The following is a 16,839-nucleotide window of genomic DNA, read 5'->3' as shown; positions in this document are numbered from 1 at the left end:
GGTCAGGCTCGAGTACTGCCCGGGGCTTCGCCCTGCAATGCCTCGTAAATCGGGCAGCCTCAGCCCCTCACGTCGCCTTCTTCACGAACTCGGACTTCAGCCCAATCGGCCCGATGCCGGGGATCTTGCAGTCGATGTTGTGGTCGCTGTCGGCGAGGCGGATGCCGCGGACTTTGGTGCCGATCTTGAGGACGCTGGAGGAGCCCTTGAGCTTCAGGTCCTTGATCAGGGTCACCGTGTCGCCATCGGCGAGCAGGTTGCCGACGCTGTCGCGCACTTCAAGGCCTGCCTCGGGGGCGGCGGCCAGCGGCCATTCATGCCCGCATTCGGGACATGTCAGGGTGCCTTCCACTTCATAGGTGAAGGTGGAGCGGCATTCGGGGCAAGGGGGCAAAGTGTCCATGGCCGGGGTATAGGCCCCGGTCCGGCAGATGGCAACATGAGGGTTTTCCCGTATGCCGCCTGCCGTCAGCGCAGGCTGCATAGTCCCTAGTCTCCGCTCATCGCCCGGATCAGCACATCGCGCAGGCCATCCATGCCCGGCTCCTCGCCTGCCTGCGGCGTGGCGGCCGGCATCATGCCGGGGATGAAGCCATGCTCGATAAAGCGGGAGACAAGCGCCCGGTCGCGGCTGACCACATGGACGGGCACGGCGCGCGAGGCCCCTTGCCCGGTGATGATCGCCGCCGGCTGATGGTCGCCCAGAAACACATAGAGCGCCTCGCCGTCCGAGCGTGCGATATAGCTGCCGAGGGTTTCCAGCGCATAATCGATGGTGCGGATATAGTGATCACGCACCCGCTCCGGGTCGGCCCAGACCACGGCCGGGCTGTCGCCGCTTTCCGCCTGAGCGTTGAAATTGCTGCCATCTGCGGCATCCTCCCAGTCGATGAGGCTTGGCACCGGCGTCCAGGGGGCGTGGCTGGAGATGAGGGCGATTTCCGCCATCACCGGCTTGCCCTCTGCGGCGGCAGGCTGGCGCGCCAGCCTGTCAAAGGCGGAGAGCGTGTACTGGTCCGGCATCGTCACCCAGTTGAAGGGCTTGCCGGTGTAGCCAAGGTCCTTGGCCGCCAGCACCGTGTCATAGCCGTAGTAGGCGGATTCCGGCCAGTCCATGGTGATGGCGGGCATCACCGCCACGCTCTGCCATCCGGCATCGCGGAACAGGCGGTTGAGGCTCGGCCTGTCGCTGCGCATCAACAGGTCATAGCGCGCCTGACTGTCCACCCACAGGCCCGACAGCAGCGTGCCATGGGCGAGCCAGCTGAGGCCGCCGACGGTGGGCGCGCGGGTCCAGCCGCTGGCCATGGCATAGCCCGCACCCTCCAGTTCGGCCTGAACGGCGGCAAGGCGCGGGCCGGTGAGCGGGGCATAGCGCGGATCTTCGATGGCGCTGCGTCCATAGGATTCGATGAAGGCCAGCACCACATCCCGCCCCCGGACGCGGGCGAACAGCTGCCCGGGCGGCGGCAGATCCGCAGGCTGCACCAGTTCGGCCTCAAAGGCGCGGAGATCGGCGATGGAACGGGCCACCACCTTCAGCCGCTCACCGAGGCTGGCGCTCTGGAACCCGGCATTGCCACCGGCGGCCAGCATCCCGAGGCCCAGTGCCAGAAGGACGGAAAAGCCAGCCAGCGCAGGCAAGCGCAAGGGGGCCCGCATGCGGATGAGGCAGACTGCCGACCAGAAGAACGCGGCCATCACCCCTGCCAGCAGGGCAAGGGCCAGCGCCACAGCCAGCGCGGCGGTGAAAGTGCCGATGGTGCCGGACAGAAGGTTCCAGCCATCGCCCAGCATCTTGATGTCAAGGTAGGGATTGAATGGCCGCTGAAACGCCATCTGCACGCCGGTATCGGCAAGTTTCAGGACCAGCAGGATGAAGACCAGCAGAGTGGTCAAGGCAACGGCGCCATAGGCAAGCCGCCTCGGCAAAAGCATGAGCGCCAGACCCGCCAGAGGCACATCCAGCGGCACATGGGCGAGGGCAGCCAGCGTAAATCCGCCGGGGCGGTCCGGCAGATTGCAGGCCGCACCAAAAACCAGCAGGAACACGGCCAGCGCCAGAGCGGGCTTCACGTGACCGCCGCGGGCCAGATCATCTGCCCCTGCCCTCGCCTTCAGGGACTTGCCGCTCCATTTATGGTCTGTCATTCACTGTGCCTTCTCAAGTCCCGGAGCCGCGCTTGCACCCCGCCTCATCCGACCGCCAGGTAAGGCTGCTTGCGTCCCTTGCGGGTCTGGCGCTGCTGGCCGGTCTCATTGCCCTGCTTGATCCGGCCAGCATCGCGGCTGCCCTTGCCAAGGCCCCGCCCGGACATCTTCTGGCCGGGCTGCTGCTCGTCCAGTTTCAGACCGTGCTGTCGGCGCTGCGCTGGCGCTTCACCGCTGCCCGCCTTGGCCACACCATTCCGCTTGGCGCGGCCATCCGGGAATATTACCTCGGCGGCACGCTCAACCTGCTGCTGCCCGGCGGCATGGCGGGGGATGCGGCGCGGGTCTACCGGGTGAAGGACAGCGCGGATGGCGGGTGGAAGCAGGCGGCCACAGCCGTGGTGCTGGAGCGCCTGTCGGGACAGATCGGCTTTGCGCTTCTCATTGCCAGCGGGCTGATTGCCTGGGCATTCTTCCTGCCGCAAGCCGGTGCTGCCGCCTTGCCGGAGTTTCCAGCCGCCCTGCCCCGCTCTCCCCTGTGGCTGGCGGCGGCGTGCGGTCTTGCGGCGGTGGTTGCCCTGCCGCTGCTCCTCCCCGCCTCGCGCGCCCGGCTTCGCCGTTTCCTGCCCGTGGCCGGTCAGGCGCTGCGTGCTGCCTTCTGGACAAGAGGCGCGCTGGCCGTTCAGGTGGGCCTCAGCCTGCTGATCACCGGAAGCTACCTGCTGGCCTTCGGTGTTGCCTCCGACGCGGTGGGAGCCAGTCTGCCCATTCTTGCAGTGGTCACCATCATTCCGCTGTGCCTGCTCAGCATGCTGATACCGGTAGGCGTCGGCGGCTGGGGCACACGGGAGGCTGCGGCTGCTGCGCTTTGGCCTCTGTTCGGCTTCACCGCAGCGCAAGGGCTGGCGGCAAGCCTTTTGTACGGGATGCTGTCGTTGGCCGGAGCGGCCTTGCCGGGGCTCGTTCTCCTGGCGCTGGAGACCCTGCGCCAGAGACGCTGATCCGGCCAGCCGCATCAGCTCATCAGCCTTGCATAGATATCGCCCGAGGGGCTCTCCGGCGTCAGCCCTGCAATCTCTGCCAGAACCTCATCCCCTGTCACCCAGTTACCGCTGACAAAGCGGTGCTGCTCGCCCACCACGCGGTTAAAGCGGTAGGGGCCTAGCTTTTCCAGCAGAGCCACCGCCTCGCGCGCCACCTCTGGCAGCGCCGGAATATATTCGAAGGCAACAAGGGGAATGGGCTGCGAAAGGCCGCGCAGGATATCGCTCTCCGCGCCTTCCACATCGATCTTGCAGAAGGCCGGGCGGCCATAGCGCTCGATCAGCCGGTCAAGCGTCGTCACCAGCAAGCGGATCTCGCTGTCCCACACTACGCCGCGGAAACCTTCCGTCTCGCGCACACCATCCATGAACCGGTCCGAAATGGTCGTCACCGTCGGGTGGCGGCTGGAGATGTGCAGCACCGTCTCCCCCTCCTCAGCCCCCACAGCCACCGTCTCGAAGCCGCGCAAGCGGCGGGCGAGATGGCGCTCGATCATCCGGGCAAAGACGGGCTGCGGCTCCACCGCCACCACTTCGGCGCCAAGGCCCAGCAGCGTGGCGCTGCGGCTGCCGACATGGGCGCCGATATCGAAGACGAGATCGCCGGGTGCGACAATCTGACGGTAAAACCGCTTCAACTGGCGGCGCCGCAAGGGCTGGCCGTAGTAGATGACGAGCGACCGGGCTAGGCCCAGCGCGGCACGGACTGAGATCCTTCCGGTCAATGGCCAGCCTCCGGCTTGCGCAGCAGATAGGCCGTGTCCACCGCAAAGGACCAGGTGAGCGCTGCCAGCGCCACCCCTGCAATCCAGATTGAGAGCGGCGCCGTGACGGGCGGCAGCAGCAGCACGCAAAGCGTCGCCACCTGCACCACGCAGACCAGCTTGCGCCGGAAGGACGGCGGCAGCGGCGCGGCAAGGCGCGGCTGCACGTATTGCGCCAGCACGAAGCCGTAACGCATCAGCCCGATCAGCAGCACCCAGGGCCCCGCCTTGCCCAGTTGCCATGCGGCAGCCGAAAGGCAAAGGATCAGCAAGGCATCCACTTCCATGTCAAAGCGGGCGCCGAGCTCCGATTCCTGATGGAAACGCCGCGCCAGATAACCATCCAGCCCGTCCAGTGCCAGCGCCAGTGCCGCAAGCCCGGCCAGTGCCCAGTGAGCCGCAGCTTCTGCCCGGTGCACTTCCGCAAATAGCACCACCGCGGCAACAAGGCTGACCATCGCCGCGCGGATCGCCGTTACGGTGTTGGCCGGGCCGAATTTTTCATGGTGGTGATGACAAAGCCCCCGAAGCACCCCCCCGAACATGACCGCCAGCACAGCAGAGGACGAGACGGCAACCTTCCAACTGATCAGAAAGACCAGCGATGCAGCGGCGTAGAAGGAAAGCGATGCAAGAAACACAAGAGCAAGGCTGGTGGCAGCATCTCTGCGCAGAGATACCGCACTTCCCTGCCCCGCAGCAAACTGCCCGGTAGCATCAGGCCTGTTGCCTTGCGCGGCTGACGGGCGTTCTGACAGGATCACGTCGTTCTCCACATCTGCTCTTAACTAGAGACCACCATAAGCTTACGCTGCCATGCGCGCACCGGATCGATCACATCCAGTTGTATGAGGAATACCTCAACAGACATCCGCCCGGCATATCTGTCATGCAGCTCGCCGCAGCCTGTCTTGGGTCACCCTTTGGTCACAAAAGCAACATAGGACGCGTGGCCCCGCAAACCTGTAACGGGATAGATATGTTACGTTATCTGGCTTTCTTCGCCCTTCTCTCTGGAAACGCACTTGCAAATGAAACCTGCCTCAGGGAGCCGGCCCGCAGCTTTGTGCTCAAGGGGGAGATAGCACAGGACCCGGAAACCGGGCTGACATGGAAACGCTGCGCCGAGGGCATGCGCTGGGATCAGGCGCAGCGGCGCTGCACAGGCACGCCAGACACATTCAATCAGGAAAGCGGCGGAAAGGCAGCCCTGTCTGCCGGGGCCGGGTGGAGGGTTCCCACCGGAGAGGAAATGCAAACGCTTCTCCTGGACACATGCGCAGGCCCAAAGATCGACACGCGTGCCTTTCCCTCCACTGAAGCTGCCAATCTTGGAGAAGGGGCCAAGTTCTGGACATCGACCGAGGCCTTGCCCGGCATGTATTATTTTTTTGACTTCACCAATGGCTGGGCTGACATGCATTCAGCAGGCTACAGCCTGCCTTTGATGCTGGTGAAATGAAAGGCACATGCGCCCCTTCCATCTCCACCAAGATCTTAAGCAACGGGGAAACGGGGCGTCCCTCAGTGACAAACCCAGTTCCTCGTTCATGCCCGCAGGCGCCCGCCTGCCTGTGAGCTTTATCCCGCAGCCATAATCTGCTGCCAGGCGTCATAGGCGGAAAGGACGGTTTCCATCTGAGCGGTGTGGCCGGTTATGAAATCCGGGCCATAGATGGTTTCGTCCGGGTACTCGGTGATCAGCGTCACCGGCACCGTATGGCGCGCGTCCACCGAGCACAGGCACGGGAAGCCGTTGACCATGCGGAACCCGGTCTCGCCTGCGTGGGCTTCGTAGAGCGCGATCTGGCGGGCGTTTTCCTCCAGCAGGCCGGGGATGGCGGCGAGATGGAGCGTCACCCGGTCCATCAGGTCTTCGGCCTGCCGCTCCCAGCCCTCCAGGTAGCGCAGGATCAGGAAGAAGCCTTTCGGCAGCGTCCACATGGCAAAATGCCGGGGCACATAGCCGGAAAGCGGCCGCGTCCACTCATGCGAGGGATAGCCATGCAGGTTGACGTGCAGCTGGGCACCCGTGCGCGCTTCGGCCTCAATGCGGATGGCCTTCTCCAGCAGAAGATCTCCGGCCGTTTCGGGCCTGCGGTACTCGAGGTCGTCCCCCAGCGCCGTATAGCGGGCGGCGTGATGCATGTGCAGGGGATTGTCTGCAATCAGCCGCTGATGCAAGGCATAGCCATCCGGATTTTCCTGCGGAGACAGCGTGAAATGCGCGCCGTCACGGGCGGCCAGAACCTGACCGGCGCGCAAGGCCCCCACAACCCCGGTCGTCTCGTTGGCATGCTGGCCGGCGCTGATCATCACCGGCACATGAGTTCCCTTCCGGAAACGGGCCTCGACCTTGCGGCCCGCGCGTGAAGACGCAGAGAAAGCCTCGCCGCCGACCCGCGCCAGCTCTGCGGAGATCTGTGCGGGAGACAGGGGCGCAGCCGCCTGCGTCAGATCCTGCTCTGCCGGGCTGTGCACAGTCGCAGGCAGGGTTTCGCTGGAGAGCGAACGCAACTCGATGCGCAGGTGATAGCCCTCCTGCCCGCCAAGCACTTCCGGCACGATCTGCCCCGGCTTCAGCCCCCGGTCGCCCTGCGGGCGGCCGGACTTCATCTGGAAGAATTCCAGCAGCGAGAAATACAGATCCTCGTGCATCGCCTCGGCAAGGCTCATCACCTCATGCGCATGGGCAAGGGGCAGATCAGCTGCAGGCAGGCGGACGGCAAGGTTCAGTTCCTCGAACCAGGGCTCGGCCACGCCCCAGTCATGGCCGCTGACGGCATCCAGCGCTTGCGCAAACAGCGCCTCGTAGGGCGTCTCAAAGGGCACGCCCACCGCATCACCATTCAACCTCACCCAGCCGCAGGGGGAGAGGTTCATCTGTCCGGCAAGATCCTGATGCTCCCGGTTGGGGGCAAGGACGGTGACTGTCTGTGTGCTGCCATCGTGATGGGTCAGCACCAGCTCATACTGCAGGCTGCCATCCGTCAGCGCCGCGAAGGTCAGCGGGCGTGGCGCAATCAGGGCAGCAAGCGGATAGGCCTCCAGCCGGAAGCGGTTTTCCGGTGCCAGCGGATGCACCGGATAGCGCAGCTCTGCAGCGGCAACGCCGTCCAGATCCACCTCCTCCAGCACCGCCTGGACCAGCGGCTTGTAGGCACTGCGGATGATCGCCGTGATGCCCTTTTCCGCCAGCGCCGCTTCGATGGCACGGCGGGTCTTCAGATCATCGAAGGTCCAGGCCTCCAGCGCCGTAATGCCGGGGCGCAGCAGCGCCGAGAGGCGGTCGAGCGTGGAGGAAAAGCCCGCGTCTTTCAGGCAGATGGTCGTGCTGGTCATCGGCTTACCTCGTGCTGCGTCCAGTGGGGTCGAGGCTGTCGCGCAGCCAGTCGCCGAGAAGATTGAGGCCCAGCACCGTCAGCAGGATGGCAAGGCCGGGGAATACGCTGATCCACCAGGCCGTCTGCAGATAGGTGCGGCCATCGGCCAGCATGCCGCCCCAGCTCGGCACTGTGCGGTCAACGCCAAGGCCGAGGAAGGTGAGGCTGCTCTCCAGCAGGATGTTGTTGGCCACGTTCAGCGTCATCAGCACGATCACCGGCCCCAGCAGGTTGGGCAGGAGATGCTGCAGGATGATGCGCCAGTCACGCACGCCGATGGCCTTGGCAGACTGGATGAACTCCCGCTCGCGCAGGGTCAGCACCGAACCGCGCACAAGGCGGGCATATTGCACCCATTGCGAGACGATCAGCAGGATGATGGTGTTGGTCAGGCTGCCGCCAACGATGGCGATGAAGGTGATCGCCAGCAGGATGAAGGGCATGGCGAGCTGCAGATCGGCAAAGCGCATCACCACCATGTCCCAGAAGCCGCGGTAGTAGCCGGCAATCAGCCCCATGATGACGCCGAAGACGACCGCACCGGCCACAGACACGAAGCCGACCAGCAGCGAGATCTTGCCACCAGCCACCACCCGCGCCAGCACGTCGCGGCCCAGCGCATCGGTGCCGAAGGGATGCGCCCAGGAGGTGAAGGGCGCCAGATTGCGGGCCATGAAGTCGATCTTGTCCACGCCGCCGGGGAACAGCAGGCCGGAGAAGATGACGGCAAGGCAGATCACCGTGGTCAGGCTGGCGCCCAGCACGAATTCAAGGTTGGAGAAGCGCCACAGGCGCGAGGTTGCGGAAGCCATGGCGCTTACTCCGTCCGGATACGGGGATCGACCAGCCCGTAGGCGATATCGACCAGAAGATTGATGCCGACAATCATCAGCGAGAGGACCGTGATGACGCCCTGCAGCAGCGGATAGTCTCGAGCTCCCACCGCGTCAAAGGCAAGGGTACCGAGGCCCGGCCAGTTGAACACCCGCTCGATGACGACGATGCCCCCAAGCAGGCCGCCGAACTGCAGGCCGAAATAGGTGATCAGCGGAATGGCGCAGTTCCGGAGCGCATGCTTGTAGAGCACCTTGCTCTCGCTCAAGCCCTTGGCACGGGCCACCATCACATATTGCGACTGCAGCGTTTCCAGCATGGCGGTGCGCACCAGCCGCACGTTGGTGGCAGTCAGGATGACGCCCATGGTCAGCGCCGGCATGATGTAGCTCTCGATGCCGGTCATGCCGCTGGGCGGCAGGATGCGCAAGGTGATGGCGAAGAGCAGCACCAGCATGGTGGCCAGCCAAAAATTCGGAAAGGACAGGCCGATCAGCGAGAAGATGCGGATCGCCTGATCCACGCCTTTGCCCCGCGAGGTGGCGGCCTTGATGCCGAGCGGGATCGAGAGGGCAATGGAAACGGCCATGGAGACGAAGGCAAGCAGCAGGGTTGCCGGCAGTGCCGCGCCAATCAGCTGCGACACGGGCGTGCCGCCCACGAAGCTGCGGCCGAAATCAAGGGTAAGCAGCCCTTTCAGGAAACTGAAATACTGCACGAAGAACGGTTGATCCGTGCCCAGTGCGGCGCGGATGCGTGCAAGGTCTTCCTCCGTCATGCTGCCGCCACCCTGGAACATCATCACGGCAGGGTCGCCGGTGAGTCGGATGGCAAACGAGACGACAAGCGTCAGCGCTATGACGACGAAAATGGCCTGCAGCAGGCGCTTGATGAGGAAACTGGCCACGTTCTTCTCCTTCCGGGCAGGAAAGCTGCCGCCCGCACAGGCAGGCGGCAGCCGCTGTCATGAGGTCACTCGACGGTGACTTCGTTGAGCTTCAGGCGCGTGTCCGGCGCCGGCACGAAGCCCTTCACCCGCTTGTTGATCGCGTAGATGGCGTTGGTGTTGTAGAGCGGCAGCTCCAGCGCCTTGTCGGCCACATAGGCACCGATTTCCTTGAGCACCTTCTCGCGCTCTGCGCGGTCGGTCATCGGGCGCTGGGATTCCAGCAGCTTGTCCAGCGTCTCGTCCTTGTCATACGGGTTCCACTTTTCGCCCGTGTGGTACATGGCGTAAGCGGTGTTGTCGTAATCGAAGGTCCAGCCGCCCCACTTCTGCTGGAACATCGCGCCGGTCTTGCCCTGCGGGATGATGTCGTTGATCAGCGTGCTGGTCTCATGCGGGGTGACGGAAACGGTGAGGCCGATGGACTGCAGGTAGAAGGAAATGGCCTGCGCCACTTCGTTCATGGTCGCGTCATTGCCGCGCACGTCGATCTGCAGCGCAGTACCTTCCTTGACACCGGCTTCCTGCAGCAGCTTGCGCGCGCCTTCCGGATCAAACGGCAGAGGCTTCAGCTCAGCGTCGTAACCGAAGGACAGGGCGCTCTGGAAGCTGGCGATCTCTGCGCCCTGACCGGCGAGGATCGACTGAACGATGGCCTGACGGTCCACGGCCATGATGATGGCCTTGCGCACGCGCGGATCGGCGGTGATGCCGTCACGGGTGTTGAAGCGCAGGGCATCCACGGTCGGTCCGGGAACGCTGACGATCTCCAGGTTGGTGTCGCTCTCGATGGTGGGGATCATGCCGATCGGAATGGTGGGCGGGATCACCAGATCAACGCGGCCGAACTGCAGTTCGGCAACGGCCGTCGCAGGCTCGGAGATGAAGCGGTATTCCAGCTCGGACAGCTTCGGCGCACCGCCCCAGTAATCCGGATTTGCCGCCAGCGAGATGGAGGCCTTGGGTGCGTAGGAGACGAACTTGAACGGGCCGGTGCCGACCGGATTGGTGTTGAAGAACTCCTCGCCCTTCTCGGCGATATACTGCGGCGGCACGATCATGGCGCCATAGCCGGCCAGCTTGGTCAGCAGCACCGGATCCGGGTTCTTCAGCTTCAGGTCCACCGTGTAATCGTCGATGACTTCGACGCTGTCGATGACGATGTAGTTGGAGCGCTGCGGGCCCTTGGCACCTTCTTCGCCCAGCAGGCGGTCGAAGGTGAACTTCACCGCCGCGGCGTTGAAGGGCTCGCCATTGTGGAACTTCACGTCCTTGCGCAGGGTGAAGCGGATACGCTTGCCCTCGTCCAGCTCTTCCCAGCTCTCGGCAAGGCCCGGCACCAGCTTCAGGTCCGGCCCGCGGTAGGTCAGGCCTTCAAAGATGTTGGTCGAGACAGCGGCCCAGGCGACGAGGAAAGTGTCGATCGGATCCCAGCTGCCCGGATCCTGCGGGGAGGAAACCGTCAGCTTTCCAGCCGCAAATGCAGGCTGTGCCGTGAAGGATGCGCCGGAGATGGCCAGCGCAAGGGCGGCAACGCCCATGCCCAATGTCTTCAGTTTCATTTCCAAGTCCTCTGCTGATTGGCTTCGGGTCTGCGGGTCACGGTCAGGCGCCGCGGGCGGCAAAATGGCCGGGACTGATTTCCTCGTGGGTGAGGATGGCAGGCTCATCCCCCACCCGGCGGACCGGGCTCGGGATTTCGCCCTCGATCAGCACACCGCCACGCGGACGCGACGGATCGGCGACCGGGACAGCGGCGAGCAATTTGCGGGTATAGGGATGCGCCGGCGTCTCGAAGACCTGGCGGCGGCTGCCCATTTCCATGATCTGGCCGAGGAAGAGCACCGCGACCCGGTGGCTCATCTTCTCCACCACCGCCATATCGTGGCTGATGAAGAGATAGGCGAGGCCGCGCTCTGCCTGCAGATCCATGAAGAGGTTGATGATCTGCGCCTGGATCGACACATCCAGTGCCGAAAGGGCCTCGTCGGCGATGATCAGTTCCGGGTTGGAGGCAAGGGCGCGGGCGATGCACACGCGCTGGCGCTGGCCGCCGGAAAACTCGTGCGGATAGCGCGCCGCATGCTCGGACCCAAGCCCCACGCGCTCCAGCAGCTCATCCACCCGGTGGCGCACGGCCTTGGGATCGGCGATCAGGCCGTGGGTGTGGATCGGCTCGGCAATGGAGAAGCCCACCGTCTTGCGCGGATCAAGCGAGGCGAAGGGGTCCTGGAAGATATACTGCACCTTCTGGCGCATGGCATGGCGCTCGGCCCGGCTCATCTGCGCGAAGCTGCGCCCGCCGAACAGGATATCGCCCGACTGGGCTTCCTGAAGCTGCTGGATGGTGCGGCCGATGGTGGATTTACCAGAGCCGGACTCGCCCACGAGTGCCAGCGTCTCGCCCGGATAGATCTCAAGCGACACGTTGGAGACCGCACTCAGCCGGTGCGTCGTGCGGCCCAGAAGGTTGCGCCGCACATCGAAGCGCACGAACAGGTCCTTGACCGACAGGAGCGGCGCGCTGTCATAGCGCGCGGTGTCCTGCACCCGCTCCTCCTGCTTGCCCACCATGCTGCCGTCAGCTCCGGCAAGATCGGCGAGGCGCTTGGGGAAGTCCTCACCCGTCATGCTGCCAAGGCGCGGCACGGCGGCCAGAAGCGCCTGGGTATAGGGATGCTGCGGGCTGTTGAAGATCTGCCCCACCGGGCCTTCTTCCACCTTGCGCCCCTTCCACATCACCACCACGTCGTCGGCCATTTCCGCGACGACGCCCATGTCATGGGTGATGAAGATCATCCCCATGCCGAGTTCCTTCTGGAGGTCCCGCAGGATGTTGAGGATCTGCGCCTGAATGGTCACGTCCAGCGCCGTGGTCGGCTCGTCGGCAATCAGCAGCTTGGGCCGGCAGGCCAGCGCCATGGCGATCATCACCCGCTGGCGCATGCCGCCGGAGAGCTGGTGCGGATAGCGCTTCATCTGCTCGGCAGCATCGGGCAGGCGCACCATTTCCAGCAGGCGCTGCGCTTCGGCAAGGGCTGCCGCCTTGCTGCTCTTTTCATGCAGCATCAGCACTTCGCTGATCTGGTCACCGATGGTGAAGACCGGATTGAGCGAGGTCATCGGCTCCTGGAAGATCATGGCGATCTCCTTGCCGCGAATGCTGCGCATGTCCTTCTGGGACGTCTCCAGCAGATTGCGGCCACCGAAGAGAATACGCCCCGCATCGAAGCTTGCGCCCATCATGTCTGCAAGCCGCATGACGGAGAGGGACGTGACCGACTTGCCGGAGCCGGATTCACCTACCACCGCAACCGTGCGGCCCGGCTGAACCGAGAAAGACAGATCCTCGATGACCTTTGTGCTGCCGAAGCGGACGGTCAGGCCATCGATGGTCAGGAGCGGCGCTGCGGCCTGCGGGGTTTCCGGGCTCGTTGAAAGCGTCATGCCTTGGCCTCCGGCTGTGCCACTGCGGGCGTGATACGGGCAAGGATTGCATTGGCAGCCTGCGTGGAGCCTGCGGCTGCAAGTCCGGTGATACGCCCGGAACAGGGCGCGGTGACGGCGGTTTCCATCTTCATGGCGTCCATCATGGCCAGAACGGCCCCTTCCTCAACAGCGGCCCCTTCCTCAACGGCCCAATGGGCGAGCGTTCCGGCGACAGGCGCCCGCACGGCGCCAGCGTCCTCGGCCTCCCCGCCGCCATCACCGGCAACGGGAGAAACCGCCCCCAGAAGGCACAGGAAGCCATCGGGGATACCCACCTCGACCAGACGTCCATCAATCTCGATCCGGCCCCGCAGCAGCGGACGGGTGGCGGGCGCATCCGGGCGGGCAGCTTCTTCCAGAGTTCCGGCGAAATCTGTTTCGATCCAGCGGGTGTGGACCTCGAAATCGGCACCGGTAAAGTCCGGATGCTCCAGAACCGCCCGGTGGAACGGCAGCACCGAAGGCACGCCCTCAATGACGAATTCCTCCAGGGCACGGCGGGCGCGGGCAATGGCCTTGTCGCGGGTGGGACCGCGCACGATCAGCTTGGCGCAAAGGGAATCGAACATCGGCGGAATGAGCGAACCGGTCTCCACACCGCTGTCCACCCGCACGCCGGGACCCGACGGCGCGCGCCAGCGGCGGATTTCGCCAGCAGACGGCAGGAAGCCGCGGCCGGGATCTTCGATGTTGATGCGGAACTCCAGCGCATGGCCGCGCGGCTCCGGTGTCGTGGTGAAGGAGAGCCGCTGCCCCTCGGCAATGCGGAACTGCTCGATCACGAGATCAAGCCCCGTGGTCTCCTCCGTCACCGGATGCTCGACCTGAAGACGGGTGTTCACTTCCAGGAAGGAGATCAGCCCATCGGCACTCAGCAGGAACTCCACCGTCCCGGCGCCGGAATAGCCGGCTTCCGCGCAGATATCGCGCGCGGCCCGGTGGATCGTCTCGCGCTGCGCAGCGCTCAGGAAGGGCGCGGGCGCCTCCTCCACCAGCTTCTGGTTCCGGCGCTGCAGGGAGCAGTCGCGCGTGCCCACAACCACCACATTGCCGTGCTTGTCGGCCAGAACCTGCGCCTCGATGTGGCGCGGGCGGTCAAGGAACTGTTCCACATAGCACTCGCCCCGGCCAAAGGCGGCAACAGCCTCGCGGGTGGCGGACTCGAACAGCTCCTCCACCTCGTCCAGATGCCGGGCAATCTTCATCCCGCGCCCGCCGCCGCCATGGGCAGCCTTGATGGCCAGCGGCATACCGAACTGACGGGCGAAGGCCAGCGCTTCGGCAGCACTCAACAGCGCGCCCTCGCTGCCTGCCACCAGCGGTGCGCCCACCTTCTGGGCGATGCGCCGGGCCTGCAGCTTGTCGCCCAGCACCTCGATCACCTGCGGGTCCGGCCCGATCCAGGTGAGGCCTGCGTCCATCACCGCACGGGCAAATTCCGCACGTTCGGACAGGAACCCGTAGCCCGGATGCACCGCATCTGCACCGGACTGGCGGGCGATGGCGATCAGCTTGGCGATGTCGAGATAGGTATCCTTCGGCGAAGCGCCGTTGAGGGCATAGGCCTCGTCCGCGAATTGCGTAAACAGCGCCCCTGCATCGGCATCTGCATAAACTGCCACGGAGGCGAGGCCATAGTCCCGGCAGGCCCGGATGATGCGCACGGCAATCTCGCCGCGATTGGCAATCAGCACTTTTTTCATGGAGTGTCACCTGCGCAAAGGGAATAGGCCGTGAAGGGACGGACGGCCCGGAAACGGATGAAGGCACCGGGAGGTATCTGCCCGGCCAGATCAAGATGATGCGCCGCCACCGTGGCCATGACCGGATAGCCGCCGGTCAGCGGATGATCGGCAAGGAACAGCACCGGCTGGCCATTGGCAGGCACCTGAATGGCGCCTCGCAGCGTACCTTCGCTCGGCAACTCGCCCGTGACAGCCCGCTCCAGCACCGGCCCTGACAGACGCAGGCCTGTGCGGCTTGCCTGAGACGTCGCCGCCCACGAGGTTTTCAGGAACTGTTCGGCAGAGACAGGCGTGAACCAGTCCGTACGCGGCCCCGGCACCACGTCCAGCACAATGGTTTCCCCGGCGCGCGGCATGGCGAAGGCGGAAAGCGCCTCTGGCTCGACAGCTGAGAGCTTCATCCCGGATGCCGCCCGCAGCCGCGCCCCGGACGTCACCGCAGAAGGACCGATCTGCGCCAGCGTATCTGCCGAAGCACTGCCGAGCACCGGTTCAACCGCAAAACCGCCGCGCAGAGCGAGATAGCTGCGCAGGCCCGCCGTGGGCGCTTCCAGCGTCACACGGTCGCCCGGCTCCAGCGCCAGAGGCCGGTTCATGGGCGCGGAAATGCGCGGCCCGCGCTCCGGCTGGATGGTGATGGCCCGCTCCGCACCCGTCACCGCGATCACGGCACGGCCGCTCACGCGGAAGGAGAAGACGGCTGGCGCGATTTCGAGAGCTGCGGCGTCTGCCGGATTACCCGTAATGCGGTTGGCCAGCGACAGGCTGGCCCGGTCCGCCGCGCCTGAGCGGCTGATGCCCTGCGCTGCCAGTCCGGGACGGCCATGATCCTGAAACAGCGCCGGAAGCCCGGCACTCAACACGTCCAGATGCAGGCCTTCAATCCCGCCCACCAGCGCGGCGGCGGCAGGCTTCGCATCTTCTGCGGGGATCTTCGCCACCGGATGAACCGTGGCTCCCGCCATATCGCGGAACCGCACATGCTGGCCCGGCTGGAGCAGCGCGGCAGGCTTGCGGCCAAGATCGAACATGGCGAGCGGTGTCGTGCCGATCAGCTGCCAGCCGCCGGGGCTCACCTTCGGATAGATGCCGCTGAATTCGCCCGCCAGCCCCACGGCGCCCGCAGGCACATGGGTGCGCGGTGAGGCGCGGCGCGGCACATGCAAACCGGCGTCAGGCGCACTGAGATAGGCAAAGCCCGGCGCAAAGCCGGTGAAGGCAACGAGATAATCAGCCTCCACATGGCGGCGGATCACCTCATGTGTGGAAATGCCCAGCAGCTCCGCCACATCGCCCAAATCCTCCCCGTCATAGCGGACGGGAATCTCCACCACCTCGGCGGCGCCCGCCTTGCGGGGCATGCCGAGCCGCACAACGGCCTCGGCGGCCACCTGTTCGGCAGAAATGGTCAGCGGATCATGGGTGATCAGCAGCGTGCGGGCCGCCGGAACAATCTCCAGCACCCCGGCCACGGGATCGGCTTCCAGAGCATCAAACAGGGCAAGCGTTACATCGAGACTGGCAAGTTCGAGCAGCACTGCGCCCTCGCGCAGCATCAGCACCCGCATGGACCGGTGCACCGCCATCTCAGGCCTTGCCCGCCGCGGCAAAGGGGGCAATGCGGTGACCGGCCGCCTCCAGCACCTCGCGCACCCGGCGGGCCATGGCGACCGCATCCGGGCTGTCCCCGTGCACACAGATGGACTGGGCATCGACCGGGGCAAGGCTGCCATCGATGGCTTCCACGGTTCCTTCGGAGACGAATTGCAGCATCCGCCGGGCAACGAGTTCCGGATCATGCAGCACGGCGCCCGCCTCGCGGCGCGACACCAGCTTGCCATCCGGCGTATAGGCCCGGTCGGCAAAAGCCTCACCAACCACCTCAAGGCCAGCCGCACGGGCCTGCGCGATCAGCGGTGAACCCGCCAGCGCCACCAGCACGAGCGAGGAATCCACCGCCTTGATGGCATGGATCACATCAGCGGCCTGCCGGGCATCAAAGGCGATGGTGTTGTAGAGTGCGCCATGCGGCTTCACATAGGTGACCTGCATCCCCGCAGCCGCTGCCAGCCCCTTGAGGGCACCGATCTGGTAGATCACGTCGCCGGTCAGCTCTTCGCTGGACGGGTCCATATTGCGGCGGCCGAAACCGGCAAGATCGCGGTAGCCCACATGAGCACCGACCGTGACGCCGCGCGCGGCAGCAGCCTTCAGGGTGCGCAGGATACCGGCCGGATCGCCCGCATGGAAACCGCAGGCCACATTGGCGCTGCTGACGATGTCCAGCATGGCGCTGTCATCGCCCATGGTCCATGCACCGAAGCTCTCGCCCAGATCGCTGTTGAGGTCGATCACCCGCATCTGCCCTGCCTTGCCACGCAACCCTGACAGGAGGACAGCATGGCCCTCCCCTTGCTTCAAGGCGTAGCAAAGGCGAACAGGCTTGTCCATATTGTTGAACAACTTTATTGCATTGCACTGCAA

The 16,839-nt window shown here is 65.1% G+C and carries 14 protein-coding genes; 2 read left to right on the top strand and 12 right to left on the bottom strand.

All coding sequences use genetic code 11. The features are described from left to right. Nucleotides 1-67: 67 nt before the first annotated feature. Nucleotides 68-403 (bottom strand): zinc ribbon domain-containing protein YjdM, encoded by a 336-nt coding sequence (locus H163_RS0107200; RefSeq protein ID WP_026355559.1) that lies wholly within the window; start codon nt 401-403, stop codon nt 68-70. Between the two features lie 86 nt (nt 404-489). Further along, nucleotides 490-2,151 carry an alkaline phosphatase family protein gene (locus H163_RS0107195; RefSeq protein WP_019963887.1) on the bottom strand — a complete coding sequence of 554 codons (1,662 nt, stop codon included), beginning with the start codon at nt 2,149-2,151 and terminating at the stop codon, nt 490-492. 32 nt (nt 2,152-2,183) lie between these two features. On the opposite strand from H163_RS0107195, the gene H163_RS0107190 reads away from it, so the two are divergent. After that, on the top strand, nt 2,184-3,152 hold the full coding sequence (locus tag H163_RS0107190; RefSeq protein WP_019963886.1) for a lysylphosphatidylglycerol synthase transmembrane domain-containing protein: 969 nt from the start codon (nt 2,184-2,186) through the stop codon (nt 3,150-3,152). A 14-nt stretch (nt 3,153-3,166) separates the two neighbouring features. Here H163_RS0107190 and H163_RS0107185 read toward each other — a convergent pair whose 3' ends face one another. Beyond that, nucleotides 3,167-3,919: an FkbM family methyltransferase gene (locus tag H163_RS0107185; RefSeq protein ID WP_026355558.1), complete on the bottom strand. Its 753-nt coding sequence runs from the start codon at nt 3,917-3,919 to the stop codon at nt 3,167-3,169. After that, complete coding sequence (locus H163_RS22370; protein ID WP_244296149.1) at nt 3,916-4,722, bottom strand: CDP-alcohol phosphatidyltransferase family protein; 807 nt, start codon at nt 4,720-4,722, stop codon at nt 3,916-3,918. The genes H163_RS0107185 and H163_RS22370 overlap by 4 nt, the downstream gene beginning before the upstream one ends. A gap of 125 nt (nt 4,723-4,847) precedes the next feature. Here H163_RS22370 and H163_RS22365 point away from each other — a divergent pair, with 125 nt between their 5' ends. After that, nucleotides 4,848-5,420: an Lcl C-terminal domain-containing protein gene (locus tag H163_RS22365; RefSeq protein ID WP_115336475.1), complete on the top strand. Its 573-nt coding sequence runs from the start codon at nt 4,848-4,850 to the stop codon at nt 5,418-5,420. A 119-nt stretch (nt 5,421-5,539) separates the two neighbouring features. Here H163_RS22365 and H163_RS0107170 read toward each other — a convergent pair whose 3' ends face one another. The 8 genes from H163_RS0107170 to H163_RS0107135 form a co-directional block, all read right to left on the bottom strand. Beyond that, nucleotides 5,540-7,300 (bottom strand): M14 family metallopeptidase, encoded by a 1,761-nt coding sequence (locus tag H163_RS0107170; protein WP_019963882.1) that lies wholly within the window; start codon nt 7,298-7,300, stop codon nt 5,540-5,542. A gap of 4 nt (nt 7,301-7,304) precedes the next feature. After that, nucleotides 7,305-8,153, bottom strand: coding sequence for an ABC transporter permease (locus tag H163_RS0107165; RefSeq protein WP_019963881.1), 849 nt, complete (start codon nt 8,151-8,153; stop codon nt 7,305-7,307). Nucleotides 8,154-8,158: 5 nt separating this feature from the next. Further along, nucleotides 8,159-9,082 carry an ABC transporter permease gene (locus H163_RS0107160; RefSeq protein ID WP_019963880.1) on the bottom strand — a complete coding sequence of 308 codons (924 nt, stop codon included), beginning with the start codon at nt 9,080-9,082 and terminating at the stop codon, nt 8,159-8,161. A gap of 65 nt (nt 9,083-9,147) precedes the next feature. Continuing rightward, the gene (locus H163_RS0107155) at nt 9,148-10,683 is read right to left on the bottom strand and encodes an ABC transporter substrate-binding protein (protein WP_026355556.1); all 1,536 of its coding nucleotides are present in this window, start codon (nt 10,681-10,683) and stop codon (nt 9,148-9,150) included. 43 nt (nt 10,684-10,726) lie between these two features. Then, a complete protein-coding gene (locus H163_RS0107150; protein WP_019963878.1) occupies nt 10,727-12,568 on the bottom strand; it encodes an ABC transporter ATP-binding protein in 1,842 nt (613 codons plus the stop codon). Then, nucleotides 12,565-14,313 (bottom strand): acetyl/propionyl/methylcrotonyl-CoA carboxylase subunit alpha, encoded by a 1,749-nt coding sequence (locus H163_RS0107145; RefSeq protein ID WP_019963877.1) that lies wholly within the window; start codon nt 14,311-14,313, stop codon nt 12,565-12,567. Before H163_RS0107145 ends, H163_RS0107150 begins: the two co-directional genes overlap by 4 nt. Continuing rightward, nucleotides 14,310-15,941 (bottom strand): 5-oxoprolinase subunit B/C family protein, encoded by a 1,632-nt coding sequence (locus tag H163_RS0107140; RefSeq protein WP_019963876.1) that lies wholly within the window; start codon nt 15,939-15,941, stop codon nt 14,310-14,312. Before H163_RS0107140 ends, H163_RS0107145 begins: the two co-directional genes overlap by 4 nt. A 1-nt stretch (nt 15,942) precedes the next feature. Continuing rightward, entirely contained in the window at nt 15,943-16,716 is a 774-nt protein-coding gene (locus H163_RS0107135; protein ID WP_019963875.1) for a LamB/YcsF family protein, read from the bottom strand. Between the last annotated feature and the right edge of the window lie 123 nt (nt 16,717-16,839).

Origin of the sequence: Pannonibacter phragmitetus DSM 14782, from assembly GCF_000382365.1 — a bacterium.
Taxonomy (GTDB): Bacteria; Pseudomonadota; Alphaproteobacteria; order Rhizobiales; family Stappiaceae; genus Pannonibacter; species Pannonibacter phragmitetus.
This window is presented reverse-complemented; position numbering and strand designations above follow the sequence as displayed.

Coding starts and splice junctions, on each gene's coding strand:
- H163_RS0107200 (WP_026355559.1), bottom strand. CDS start 403: ATGGACACTTTGCCCCCTTGCCCCGAATGCCGCTCCACCTTCACCTAT.
- H163_RS0107195 (WP_019963887.1), bottom strand. CDS start 2,151: ATGACAGACCATAAATGGAGCGGCAAGTCCCTGAAGGCGAGGGCAGGG.
- H163_RS22365 (WP_115336475.1), top strand. CDS start 4,848: ATGCAGCTCGCCGCAGCCTGTCTTGGGTCACCCTTTGGTCACAAAAGC.
- H163_RS0107170 (WP_019963882.1), bottom strand. CDS start 7,300: ATGACCAGCACGACCATCTGCCTGAAAGACGCGGGCTTTTCCTCCACG.
- H163_RS0107165 (WP_019963881.1), bottom strand. CDS start 8,153: ATGGCTTCCGCAACCTCGCGCCTGTGGCGCTTCTCCAACCTTGAATTC.
- H163_RS0107155 (WP_026355556.1), bottom strand. CDS start 10,683: ATGAAACTGAAGACATTGGGCATGGGCGTTGCCGCCCTTGCGCTGGCC.
- H163_RS0107150 (WP_019963878.1), bottom strand. CDS start 12,568: ATGACGCTTTCAACGAGCCCGGAAACCCCGCAGGCCGCAGCGCCGCTC.
- H163_RS0107145 (WP_019963877.1), bottom strand. CDS start 14,313: ATGAAAAAAGTGCTGATTGCCAATCGCGGCGAGATTGCCGTGCGCATC.
- H163_RS0107140 (WP_019963876.1), bottom strand. CDS start 15,941: ATGGCGGTGCACCGGTCCATGCGGGTGCTGATGCTGCGCGAGGGCGCA.
- H163_RS0107135 (WP_019963875.1), bottom strand. CDS start 16,716: ATGCGGGTGATCGACCTCAACAGCGATCTGGGCGAGAGCTTCGGTGCA.